This is a genomic window from Geobacillus sp. PLS 41 (genome assembly GCF_056494105.1).
The window spans coordinates 196031-208846 of sequence record NZ_CM151395.1 but is presented as its reverse complement, the minus strand read 5'-3'; the positions used below and the strand labels follow the sequence as shown (position 1 = coordinate 208846).

Annotated in this window: 9 protein-coding genes, 1 pseudogene and 2 CRISPR repeat arrays; all 10 genes and pseudogenes read left to right on the top strand. The window is 47.0% G+C overall.

The genetic code is table 11. The annotated features are described in order from the left end of the window. Positions 1–2 precede the first annotated feature (2 nt). The 10 genes and pseudogenes from cas7b to ACVX3G_RS00890 all read left to right on the top strand — a co-directional run bounded on the left by cas7b (position 3) and on the right by ACVX3G_RS00890 (position 12496). The gene (gene cas7b / locus ACVX3G_RS00935; protein WP_020279821.1) at positions 3–962 is read left to right on the top strand and encodes a type I-B CRISPR-associated protein Cas7/Csh2; all 960 of its coding nucleotides are present in this window, start codon (positions 3–5) and stop codon (positions 960–962) included. A gap of 12 nt (positions 963–974) precedes the next feature. Next, the gene (gene cas5b / locus ACVX3G_RS00930; RefSeq protein WP_025039280.1) at positions 975–1718 is read left to right on the top strand and encodes a type I-B CRISPR-associated protein Cas5b; all 744 of its coding nucleotides are present in this window, start codon (positions 975–977) and stop codon (positions 1716–1718) included. A gap of 1 nt (position 1719) precedes the next feature. Then, positions 1720–4050, top strand: a complete 2331-nt coding sequence (locus tag ACVX3G_RS00925) for a CRISPR-associated helicase/endonuclease Cas3 (RefSeq protein WP_025039281.1) — start codon at positions 1720–1722, stop codon at positions 4048–4050. A gap of 9 nt (positions 4051–4059) precedes the next feature. Next, a complete protein-coding gene (gene cas4, locus ACVX3G_RS00920; RefSeq protein ID WP_020279825.1) occupies positions 4060–4569 on the top strand; it encodes a CRISPR-associated protein Cas4 in 510 nt (169 codons plus the stop codon). Between the two features lie 2 nt (positions 4570–4571). Beyond that, positions 4572–5573 carry a type I-B CRISPR-associated endonuclease Cas1b gene (gene cas1b, locus ACVX3G_RS00915; RefSeq protein WP_020279826.1) on the top strand — a complete coding sequence of 334 codons (1002 nt, stop codon included), beginning with the start codon at positions 4572–4574 and terminating at the stop codon, positions 5571–5573. Positions 5574–5583: 10 nt separating this feature from the next. Then, positions 5584–5847, top strand: coding sequence for a CRISPR-associated endonuclease Cas2 (gene cas2, locus ACVX3G_RS00910; protein ID WP_013522869.1), 264 nt, complete (start codon positions 5584–5586; stop codon positions 5845–5847). Positions 5848–5887: 40 nt separating this feature from the next. Further along, positions 5888–6634 (top strand): CRISPR-associated endoribonuclease Cas6, encoded by a 747-nt coding sequence (gene cas6, locus ACVX3G_RS00905; protein WP_025039282.1) that lies wholly within the window; start codon positions 5888–5890, stop codon positions 6632–6634. A 184-nt stretch (positions 6635–6818) separates the two neighbouring features. Continuing rightward, a CRISPR array of direct repeats spans positions 6819–7449; the repeat unit is 30 nt; unit sequence GTTTTTATCGTACCTATGAGGGATTGAAAC. Positions 7450–7582: 133 nt separating this feature from the next. Then, positions 7583–8863, top strand: coding sequence for an IS110 family RNA-guided transposase (locus tag ACVX3G_RS00900; protein WP_012749415.1), 1281 nt, complete (start codon positions 7583–7585; stop codon positions 8861–8863). A 393-nt stretch (positions 8864–9256) separates the two neighbouring features. Continuing rightward, positions 9257–10273: a CRISPR direct-repeat array (repeat unit 30 nt; unit sequence GTTTTTATCGTACCTATGAGGGATTGAAAC). 482 nt (positions 10274–10755) lie between these two features. Next, entirely contained in the window at positions 10756–11379 is a 624-nt protein-coding gene (locus tag ACVX3G_RS00895; protein ID WP_025039250.1) for an IS607 family transposase, read from the top strand. Then, a pseudogene (locus ACVX3G_RS00890) lies at positions 11357–12496 on the top strand (RNA-guided endonuclease InsQ/TnpB family protein). The gene ACVX3G_RS00895 and the pseudogene ACVX3G_RS00890 overlap by 23 nt, the downstream one beginning before the upstream one ends. Positions 12497–12816 lie beyond the last annotated feature (320 nt).

Here is a 12816-nt window from a genome sequence, read left to right as displayed (position 1 = left end):
TTATGGTGAAACAGCGTTCAGAACTGCTCTTTTTGTACGATGTGCAGTGGGCGAATCCGAATGGCGATCCGTTGGATGGCAATAAGCCGCGCATTGATGAGGAAACAGGGAAAAACATCGTCACCGATGTGCGCTTAAAACGGACGATTCGCGACTACTTGTATGAGTATCGCGGGCAAGAAATTTTCGTCCGTGAAATTGCGCAAGATGATGAGTATATTCAAGATGCGAAGGCAAGAGCGGAAGATTTTTTGGTTCGAGACGGGGGGAAATTAGAAAAATCAAAATTAACCTTAAGTGAAATGAAAAAAATCATCAATGATGAGGTGTTGCGTCAATGCATTGATGTAAGGCTGTTCGGCGTCACTTTGCCGATTGAAAAAAGCTCAAGGGAAAAAGGATCGATTACTCACACAGGGCCTGTCCAGTTTAAAATGGGGCAGTCGCTCCATCGTGTCAAGCTGGAATATATCAAAGGAACCGGCGCGTTTGCCTCGGGCGGGCAAATGACGCAGAAGACGTTTCGTGAAGAATATGTGCTTCCGTATTCTCTTATTGCGTTCTATGGGGTGGTCAATGAGACCGCGGCCCGTTCGACGAGACTGACAGAAGAAGATGTAGAGCTGCTGGTTGAAGCGATGTGGGAGGGGACGAAAAATTTAATTTCCCGCTCGAAAGTCGGCCATGTCCCAAGGCTGCTTTTGCGTGTCGTTTATCAAGAGCCTCACTTCCATATCGGCGAACTGGATCAATACATTTCCCTGCATACGGAAAAGGCGGAAGAGGAAATTCGCGATGTCCGAGATTATGTGCTGGATGTATCTCCGCTCATTAAGGTATTGGTTAGGGAAAAGGAAAAGATTGCGAAGATTGAGCTGCGGCAAGATGAAAGGCTTGTGTGCAGCGAACAGCTCGCTGACCGATTGCGTCAAGAAGGCATTGTTGTGGATATTCGATCATAAGGAATGAGCGCGATGAATGTGCTTGTATTTGATATTCGGGCCGATTTCGGGCATTTTCGCCAGCTGTACTCGACTTCTTCTCCGCTCACATATTCTTTCATTCCGCCGACCGCGCTTTTTGGGTTGCTCGGCGCGATCACAGGGGCGGGAAAAGAGGAAAACGAGTATTTGCGAGTGTTCAACCATGAGACGACCAATGTGGCCGTACGCCTCATGGGTCCAGTGCGGAAGACAAGAGTGGGCATCAACTATGTAAATACGAAAGGGAACATATGGGTGCCAAAACAGCGGCGTGAAGGAGCGCGGACGCAAATTCGTGTGGAGTTTTTGCGTTTTCCTCATTTCCGTTGTTATGTTTCGCTCAAGGACGAGGAACGGTTTTCGCAGCTTGTGGATCTTGTTCGCCAGCACAAAAGCGTATACACGCCATGCCTTGGTTTGAGCGAATGTTTGGCGAATGTCCAGTTTGTCGCGATGGAAGAGTTTCGCTTCGTCAAAGTGGATGGAGAGGATCACGTGCCGATTTGTTCGGTGATTCCTGGAAACGGGATGCGAGCGTTGAAAGTGGAGCCAGGCAAAGAGTATCGCAAAGAGCGGGTGGCTTGGAAGATGAATGCGGAACGGGTTGTTTCCCAGTACGAAGAGGTGGTGTTTGAGGCGGGAGGACAGCCCATTCTCGCCTCTGTCCCGCACTATTGGGAGAATGAACACGGGGAGCGGATCGTCTTTTTCTATTCCGATGGAAGGGGAGAGTAAGATGTATTCCCATCCTCACTATTTATTATCTGAACATTTGCGGGGGGTGGAGCAGCTTTCCTCCCTCTTTTTGTCTGAAAAGTCCATTCGCTTAGCCGATCCAGTGCTATTGGGTAAGATGAACCGTTGGATCGCACTTTTTCACGATCTTGGCAAGGGCCATGCCTTCTTCCAGCAATACATCCAATCGCCTGATGCGTTTCAAGGTCCGCCAGCGCTCAAAAGCCACGCTCTTTTATCGGCAGTCCTATTAGCGATGTTCCTTAAGGAGAAGGGGATTGACGAGTTTTGGCGGTTGTTGGCCTTTCTTGTCGTGAAGCGTCACCATGGGAACTTAGATGACTGGCTCGAAGAGTTGAAACGGATGGGGGAGGAGACGAAGGCGCTGCTTAGGCGTCAAGTTGAAGCCGTCGATTATGCAGCATTGGCGGAACAAATGGCGCTTGCTGGCTTAGGGAAAGAGGGGATCTGGACAAAAGAAACCTGGTCGGCATGGCTCGATGAATTTTTCACCGAGGCCCGGTCCTTGCGCCGTTTCATCATGTCATGGAACCGGGAAAACAAGTCCCTCGCTCCGTATGTACGAGTATTGTTTCTTTTTTCTTTGCTGATTGATGCGGACAAGTCGGAGGCAGGGATCGTCCAAAAGCAGTCATGGTCATTTTCCGCGCGCAAAGAGATCCCCGCGGATCTCATTTTGCGCTACAAACAGAGACAATCATGGGAAACAACAGCGCTCAATCAGCTAAGGGAGCGGGCGTTCCGTGAGGTGGATGAAACGCCGATCGACCTAAGCCAACACTTTTACCGACTCAATTTGCCGACAGGGATGGGGAAAACGCTGGCAAGCCTCCATTTTGCGTTGCGCTTGCGTGAAACCATTGAGCGGCAACAAGGGATCAAGCCGCGCATCATCTATACCTTGCCGTTTCTTAGCGTCATTGACCAAACGGCGAATGTACTTAAAGAGATATTTTCTTGCAATGGAGTCGGGGAAGATCACCAACTGTGGCTCGCGCACCATCACCTCGCTGACATTCGCTATACGACCAAGCAAGATGATGAACGATATGATGCGGATTATGAAGCTGCTAAGCTATTGATCGAAGGTTGGCATTCGGAATTGATCGTGACGACCTTTGTGCAATTATTTGAAACGATCTTTTCCAATCGCAATGCCTCGTTGCGCAAATTTCATCGGCTGGCCAATTCCATTATTTTGATTGATGAAGTGCAGGCCGTGCCTCATCGATATTGGCTGGCCATTCGTCAGTTGTTTGAGGCCATGGCGGAAGAACTTGGCTGTTATTTCCTGTTCAGTTCGGCCACGGATCCGAAATGGTTCCCTGAAGCGATTTCACTTGTGAATGAACAGGCCTATTTCCAGCCGCTTTCCCGTGTGGCACTGTATCCCGATATCGACAAACCGATGACGATCGAGGAGTTTGTCCGCCGCATTGAGTGGGACGAAGAGAAAACGTATTTGTTTATCTTGAATACGATTGAAAGCGCTAAAACCTTTTACAAGACGCTTTTAGACGAAGGCATCGATGAAGCGGAGGTTGCGTTTTTATCCACTCATATTCCACCTAAAGAGCGTCTGCGGAGGGTGAAGGCCGCGAAAAATGGCGAATATCGAATTGTCGTCAGCACTCAGCTGATTGAAGCGGGCGTCGATATTGATTTTGACGTGGTGTACCGCGACTTCGCGCCGCTTGATTCCATTCAACAGGCTGCCGGGCGGTGCAATCGCCACGGGCATCGAACCGGGGAAGTGCACGTTGTGCGCTTGACAGACAACAGGCGGTTATATGCAAGCTATATTTACGATGCCATTCGGTTGGATATTACCCAAACGTTGTTAAAAGGAAATAAGGAAGTGCATGAAGGGCAGTTTTTGCGGCTGATTACATCTTATTTTGAAACATTGGCAGCCCGGATGAGCAATGCGGAATCGGAGCGGTTGTTAAAAGGGATGATGACGCTGTATTTTGATGGCGAGGAAACGATTGACCGAATCCCTGTGTCTCATTTTCGTTTGATTGAAGGGGATGGAGAAAAAATGAATGTCTTTATTGAATTAGATGAAGAGGCTGTTGATGTATTTCGCGAATATGAGGCCATTTTGCGCCTGCATGACCGTTGGGAGCGCCGAAAACGGTTTGCGTCGTTAAAGAGCCGCTTTTCCCAATATGTGATTGCCATTCCTGCGAAAGTGGACCATCAGCCCCCGATTGTCCATGGCATTGGGTATGTAGGGAGAGACTCCCTGAACGATTTTTACGACGAGAAACTCGGTTATCGAACGAAAAGCGAAGGCTTGATCTGGTAGGTGAAGTCAATGGAATATGAAATGCCTGTCACCGGAACGGATATTTGGTATTATTACATTTGCCCGCGCGAAGTTTGGCTTATGAAACATCAAATTGCCCCCGATCAAGAGGATGAGGCGTTAGAACTTGGACGATTTCTTTCTGAAACATATTATCAACGGGATAAAAAGGAACTGTCGATCGGCCATATTGTCATTGACCGCATTCGTCAAGAAGAAGGAGAGCTGATCATTGGGGAAGTCAAAAAATCATCGAGCTATTCCCAAAGCGCCCGAATGCAGCTGCTATACTATTTGGATACGTTAAAGAGAGCGGGAATTGAGGCGAAAGGGGAACTGTTGTTTCCGAAAGAGCGGAAGAAAGAACGGATCGAATGGACGGAAAAAGCGCGGAGCGAGCTGGAACGCGCCGTGGCAGACATCCGCCGCATCGCGCGAATGCCCGTCCCACCGCCGCCAAAAAAGATCTCATTCTGCGGTAAATGCGCCTATCGTGAATATTGTTGGGCGGAGGAATAAGAATGAAAAAGACGTTGTATATTTTCCAAAATGGTGAACTGCGCCGTAAAGATAATAGTTTATACTTTGAAACGGAAGAGCGGAAACGGTACATTCCGGTTGAAAACACAAATGATATTTATATTTTCGGCGAAGTGGATGTGTCCAAGCGATTTTTGGAATTTGCGGCGCAAAAAGAGATCATCGTTCATTACTTTAACCATTACGGGTACTACGTTGGTTCTTTTTATCCGCGGGAACACTTGAATTCAGGTCATGTCGTGTTGAAGCAGGCAGAACATTATCTCGATCCTCGAAAACGGTTGGAACTTGCCCGTCTGTTTGTCCAAGGCTCCATCCGTCAAATGGAGCGGGTGCTAAAATATTACCGCCCTCGCCTTTCCGAACCAGAGGAATTGGAAAAGGCGCTGCAATCGATTGAACAAGAAGAGGCGAAGCTTGATCAGGCGGAAACGGTGGAGCAGTTAATGGCGGTAGAAGGTCATATTCGCGAGGTATACTATGCATCGTTTGATTCCATCATTCGCCATCCGGACTTTGTGTTCGAGAAACGGACAAAGCGTCCTCCGCATAACCGTTTAAATGCGCTGATCAGCTTCGGCAATTCGATTGTGTATACAATGTGCCTCAGTGAGATTTATAAGACATACCTAGACCCGCGCATCGGGTTTTTGCACAGTACGAACTTTCGCCGTTTCTCCTTGAACTTGGACATCGCGGAAATTTTCAAACCGATCATTGTAGATCGCTTGATCTTTGCATTAGTAAATAAGAAAATGCTGTCCAGTAAACATTTTGAGAAGTTGACAAACGGCATTATGCTGAATGAAGAAGGAAGAAAACTGTTCGTCAGTGAACTCGAGAAAAAAATGCAGACGACCGTCCAGCATCGCCATCTTGGCAAGTCTGTATCCTATCGCCGTCTGATTCGACTTGAACTGTATAAAATTCAAAAGCACATTCTTGGCGAAAAAACGTACGAGCCATATGCGGCTCGCTGGTAGGTGGGATCGTTTGTTCGTGATTCTTGTGTATGATTTCAATGAAAAGCGTGTAGCCAAGGCGTTGAAGATTGCCCGCAAATATCTCCACTGGGTGCAAAACTCTGTATTCGAAGGGGAAATTACGTCAGCCAATTACGAAAAGTTAAAGATGGAATTGCGCCAACTTATGGATCCCGATGAGGATTCAGTTATTTTTTACACGTTTCGCACCCAAAAGTATTCGAAAAGAGAAGAGATGGGATTGAAAAAGGGTGGGGACGAATTCATTTTATAAGAACAAAGGACGGCACTCAACAAGGAAGGCAGGATAACATATGAGATTGACAATCACGATGAGCGGGCGGCAAGGGCCTGTTTCCTTGCCGCTCCATTACCAGCATTTGTTGCAAGGGATGTTGTATCGTTCGTTAGAAAATGAGCAGTTAGCTGCATTTTTGCATGACAAAGGATTCCGTCACGGGAAACGGTCATTTAAACTCTTCACGTTTAGCCGTTTATTTGGAACGCACCAAGTGGATCGGGGAAAAAAAGCGATTCGGTTTTTGGATGATTTCCAATGGCATATCGACACCGTTCTCCCAGAGCTGACTCAGCAACTTGGACAGCGATTTTTGTTGCAGAGAGAGATTGAGCTTTACGGACAGCTGATCGAAGTGAAAAGTGTCAAAATGGAGAACATCGACATACGCGAAAACGAAATTGACATTGTCATGCTCTCTCCATTGACCGTATATAGCACATATGAAACGTTCGACGGAAGAAAGAAAACGCAATTTTTTGACCCCGATGATGAGGTGTTCCCCCACCTGATTGAATTGAATTTCCGTCATAAATATGAAGCGTACTACGGCGTTCCGCCGACGGAAAGACTGTTGATCGAGCCGGTTCACGTTCATCATCGTCATCGTGTGGTGACAATGTTCAAGAATATGTATATTACAGGGTGGCTTGGCTATTACCGCCTCTGTTCTTCACCAGAACAGCTGACATTTTTATATCATGTCGGCCTAGGCAGCCGAAATTCACAAGGATTCGGCATGTTTCGCCTTAAAAGCGAATAAACGGGTCAAGAGATTGTCGTCGACCTCCAATCGTGCTAAAACCCCGGGGGATCGACGACAATGGTTTTTAGCGCCTCAAGCCTACAGCCATCAAGGTTGAAAGCCGTTGACAGAATTTTTGAAACGTGGTATGCTGAAAACAGCTCCAAACCGAAAAGCTTGATGGAACAAGCATTTTTGGGGGGTTTTTATCGTACCTATGAGGGATTGAAACACGTGAACGCGCTCGCGGCATATTGTGATGCCTATGTTTTTATCGTACCTATGAGGGATTGAAACCAAGATTAGCAGGTTACACACTTGAAGAAATCGCGGGTTTTTATCGTACCTATGAGGGATTGAAACCGGCACCTATAGCTGCGGACATGAAGGGCGGGTACAAGTTTTTATCGTACCTATGAGGGATTGAAACTTGGATATGCTAGCAGATACGGCACATATGCAGGTAGGTTTTTATCGTACCTATGAGGGATTGAAACGACGTAAGACGAGCTACGCTTCGGTGCCAAAGGCATGGCGTTTTTATCGTACCTATGAGGGATTGAAACCTCGTTTGAGTAAAAGGAGGTGACAAAAGATGAAAAGTTTTTATCGTACCTATGAGGGATTGAAACAGGCCGAAATGGCTCGGAGAGGAGTAATGGTGAAGGAGTTTTTATCGTACCTATGAGGGATTGAAACTAAAGTGTCTGGAAGCCGTTTTTCCGCGCCTTTACCGTTTTTATCGTACCTATGAGGGATTGAAACATTTCCGAAAAAAGAAAAGACGCAGTGTCCGCGTCCTTGTTTTTATCGTACCTATGAGGGATTGAAACTCACCTTTGACGATGCGCGCTAGAAAGGAGCATTCCCGTTAGGAGCTTTTCCGGGGACTTGATCAAAAAAAGCCCTCTTGGTATGATGCAGGGGTGTCAAACACATCACTCACCATACCAAGGAGGACTTCAGATGAATTGTACACAAAACTATAAAATTGATCAAGTCACCGAACAAACGCTTGTCGTGGGCATCGATATCGCGAAACGAACCCACTACGCCTGCTTCGTGGATGACCGGGGGCGTGTGCTTCGCAAATCGTTCCCGATCTTCCAGTCGAAAGAGGGCTTTCGCCAGCTGTATGAAGCGATTCAGGAGGCGATGCAAGCGTTCGGAAAGCCGCAGGTGATCGTCGCGGTGGAGCCGACCGGGCACTACTGGTTGAACCTCGCCTACTTCCTCGAGGAGCACGGGATCCCGTTGGTCATGGTCAACCCGGCGCATGTGTGCCGGTCGAAAGAACTTGATGACAACCTGCCGACGAAACACGACGCCAAAGACGCCCTGGTCATTGCCAGACTGGCAAAAGACGGACGATTCCTCGTTCCCCGGCTGCTGCACGAGATTGAAGCCGATTTGCGCGTGGGGAGCACGCTCAAAGAGAAGCTCCGCAAGGAACAGACGGCGGTGAAAAACGCGATCGTCCGCTGGACCGACCGATATTTTCCGGAGTTTTGGACGGTGTTTCGCGACCTGGGGAAAACGGCGCTTTCGGTGTTGGAGTGGACGCCGCTTCCGGCTGATATGGCCGGCCGGACGGTGGAGGAGCTTCTTGAGGTGTACCGGCAAAGCGAAGGGATGAAATGCCCGCAGAAGGCCAAAATTCAGGCGTTGATCAACACCGCGAAGGACTCGATTGGGGTGACGGAAGGGACAGCGATGGCCCGGTTTGAGATCGCCGCGCTCGTCCGCCGATACCGCCAATTGGAGGCGGAGATCGCTGCACTGGACGCCGAGTTGAAGGCATTGGTTCAAACGACGATGGAGTACCAATGGTTGAAAACGGTCGACGGGTTGGGAGACGCCACGATCATCGATCTTCTGGCGGAGATCGGCAGCTTCGCCCATTATCGGGACCCGCGTCAATTGGTGAAGTTGGCGGGCCTGACGCTCAAGGAGAATTCCTCCGGCCAGCGCAAAGGGCAAAAGCACATCTCCAAACGGGGACGGAAACGGCTGCGATCGGTGCTGTTTCGGGCGATGATTCCGCTGATTCGGCATAACGAGGCGTTTCGCGAGCTGCATGAGTATTATACGACCCGATCCGTCAATCCGCTGACCGGAAAGCAGTCCATCGTCGCCTTGTGCCGGAAGCTGTTGAATGTGCTGTTTGCGATTTGTACGAAGAAACAAGCGTTTGACGCGGAGCGAATGAAACAGGACGTCTTGTCCCAGGTGCAACGGGCGGCCTAAGGCCTCCCCCTGCGAACGGAAGAATCGTTGGACAACAGGATGACACCGGAGAAGCTGGCGTGATTTCATCCATTCGACCTTGAGTCCCCAAAGGAGCTTGGCCGGCCTCCGCCTGATGACGAGACCGAACGAGGGAATGTTGGCGCGAAGACGCCCGGAGACATGGGAGGGTTCGTCCTCATCAGCGACGCGGAGATCCAAAGGGTGCATCGAATACGCTTCTCCCCACGGAAGGAAAATATCCCCAGCCGTGGCCGCGAAGCGCACCCTAGGTCTGTAAGATATCCACAAAACTGAAAAAGGATGTAAGGGATTTTGTCGAAAAATATTTTTTGGACACCCCTGAGGGGCCGAAAAGCCTTGATAAATCAACATTTCTAGAGGGAGGTGGAGGTTTTTATCGTACCTATGAGGGATTGAAACATCTGTTCATCAAACAGCCCGCGATTGAGGGCTGCGTTTTTATCGTACCTATGAGGGATTGAAACCCCTCGCAAGAAAAACGCCATACGGGCTAAAATTTGAAGTTTTTATCGTACCTATGAGGGATTGAAACCTCATGTCCTAACCTCGCATCGATCATCTCAATGACGTTTTTATCGTACCTATGAGGGATTGAAACATTGAACCAAAAATCAAAAAGGGATCGGAAGAAACAGTTTTTATCGTACCTATGAGGGATTGAAACGCGGAATCGCAACAGCGAATAGTACAGGTGATTTTAGTTTTTATCGTACCTATGAGGGATTGAAACTTGAAGCGGGACCGGAGAAATTCGATGAACTCACAAAGTTTTTATCGTACCTATGAGGGATTGAAACTGCCAGGCTATAAGAAAGTATGGTAAGGAGAATTTTGTTTTTATCGTACCTATGAGGGATTGAAACCTCCTCGACGAGTGGCAGAAGCGCACCCTTTTGTAGTTTTTATCGTACCTATGAGGGATTGAAACACAAGAATTTCCGATGGTTTGTTATGACTGTAACACGTTTTTATCGTACCTATGAGGGATTGAAACCATGATGCTATGATGCATGACATCGAAGCGAAAGTGTTTTTATCGTACCTATGAGGGATTGAAACAATGCGTTTGGTGATGTTGACGGCATCCCAAACCGTTTTTATCGTACCTATGAGGGATTGAAACCATGATGTGCGGTGATCCGCGAATTGAGGCGCACCGTTTTTATCGTACCTATGAGGGATTGAAACTCACATCGTTGAGATCGATCACCAGCAAAAAATGAGGTTTTTATCGTACCTATGAGGGATTGAAACGTACATCTTCAACGGTAGTTTCCCTAAACTCTCGGAGTTTTTATCGTACCTATGAGGGATTGAAACGAAACAGATCCCGATGTGTCGACGAACACGCATACGGTTTTTATCGTACTTATGAGGGATTGAAACTTTTCGCTTGCGGCGGTCAAGCCAATCTATGATGTTTTTATCGTATCCACAAGGAACTGAACCCTCTCCATCTTCGCGCGCAGGTGTGATGGGGGGCTCGTTGTTATCGCAGAGTTAGTTTAGACCACATCTCTCATGTGCTTCGTTTGCGGAGATGAAGCGTTGTGCGCAACGGATGGGCGCCTGCGGAACAGGCAGCACAGCATTCTAAGTTGGGCAAAGGCATTTCTAGTCTCACAGGTTGCCTTTCCAAGAGGCGGGAGAAAAAATAAGATGGCGGCGATTTATGTCGGCGGCATCTTTCGATCGAGGGAATCCCTTTTGAGCAGGGGATTCTTTTTTTGTGTTTCGTCCTCCGACGTTGTTTTGTGTCACTCCTTAAGAGGGGGGTGAAACAGTTAATAAATTTCTATAATTTTTTATAAAACTCTCTACAAAAATAATAAATTTTATGGTGTTATTTATGTAGGGAGTTGATTGTTGTGAAGTATTATAGTATTGGCGAATTTGCAAAACTTATCGGAAAAAGTCAGCAAACTTTGCGAAATTGGGATAAAAATAATGTTTTAAAGCCTGCTTATGTTGCACCGTCAGGATTTCGCTATTATTCAGAAGAACAGCTTCATCAAATACTTGGGATCAAAAAGGCAACTCCTCCTAAAAAAGTCGTTGGTTATTGTCGAGTATCGAGTCGGAAACAAAAAGATGAGTTGGAACGGCAAGTTGAAGCAGTACGCACGTATATGATTGCAAAAGGGTATTCGTTTGAAATCATCGAAGATATTGGAAGTGGAATCAACTACACGAAAAAGGGATTAAGCCGCCTAATCGACATGGTTTGTAATCATGAAGTGGAAAAAATTGTTGTTTTGTATAAAGACCGATTCGTTCGTTTTGGGTTTGAACTGATTGAACAAATCTGTCAACGTTATGGGACAGAAATTGAAATCATTGACCAAACAGAAAAAACAGAAGAACAAGAGCTGGTCGAGGATTTAGTCCAAATTATTACCGTTTTCAGTTGTAAACTTCAAGGGAAAAGAGCCAACCGAGTCAAGAAGATGATAAGGGAGTGGCTTGAGGATGATTCGGTCCATCAAAGTTAGGCTAGAGCCAAACAACAAGCAAAAGACCGCATTATTTGGCTCCGCTGGTGTGGCTCGTTGGGCATACAATTGGGCGCTTGAACAACAAGAAGCCAACTACAAAAAGGGCGGCACATTCATCAAGGATGGGGAGTTGCGAAAAAGGCTGACGGCTTTAAAACAAAACGATCCAAATTATCAATGGCTATATCAGTATTCCAACAACATCACCAAACAAGCCATTAAGGATGCTTGCGAGGCATACAAGAAGTTCTTTAAGGGGCAAGCAAGAAAGCCGAGGTTTAAAAGCAAAAAGAGAAGCAAACCGTCCTTCTATCACGACACAGCCAAAATCAAGTTTCGCGATACGCATGTATATCTCGAAAAAGTCGGCTGGGTGCGCCTATCCGAATGAGGAAAAATTCCAACGAATACAAAGTATAAAAACCCTCGGATCACGTTTGACGGTGTGCATTGGTATGTATCCGTAGGATATGATATCCAAAAGCCGCCTATCGCATTAAACAGCCATACGCTAGGAATTGATGTGGGAATACAAAATCTGGCCGTTTGTTCAGACGGTCGGGCATTCCAAAACATAAACAAAACGAAAGAAATCAAAAAACTAGAAAAGCGTTTGCGTCGGTTGCAACGCCAATGCTCAAGAAAGTATGAAATGAATAAAATTCAAGAGAAAGGTGGTGCAGTCCGTTACGTCAAAACACGCAACATTGCAAAACTCGAGAGACAGATGCAGAAGATGCGGATTCGATTGGAACATAAACGCGTGGACTACGAAAACAAAGTCGTCAACGAGTTGGTGAGAACCAAGCCTTCTCGTATGGTAATGGAAGATTTAAACATTCAGGGGATGATGAAAAACCGTCATCTATCCAAAGCCATTCAACAACAACGTTTGTACATGCTGAAACAAAAAATCAAACACAAATGTGAATGGCATGGGATCGAATGGGTGGAAGCCGACAGATGGCATCCATCATCGAAAACGTGCAGTTCATGCGGGGATGTAAAACAATCATTCAAGCTGTCAGAACGGGTATTTCGATGTGAGGCTTGTGGACTTGAAATGGACAGAGATTTAAATGCAAGCATCAATCTTTCGAGATATCCTGCATAGTGACGGGTACCGTGAGTTACACGGGAAGTGAAGCCTTCGGAGCGTCAACCAAACGAGAGTAGCTTCGGCGAAATCGGACGCGATGAACAAGGAAGCAAACGAAAACTTCTGCAAGTCTCTTGTAGAGTTTTGTAAGTTTTGCGTAACGGGAGCAGCGGAAAAACCAGCTGGAAGAGACGCTCTTTTACTTTCGAGGGGCCTTGTTATTTTCCATTCGCCTTCGCGGAGTTGGGTGGAAAATTCGTTTTTCACCCGTCTCTTCAGCGGTAAAATGTTTGGAATTGTTGAAAAATATCTCCCTCTATACTTGAAAAATAGGA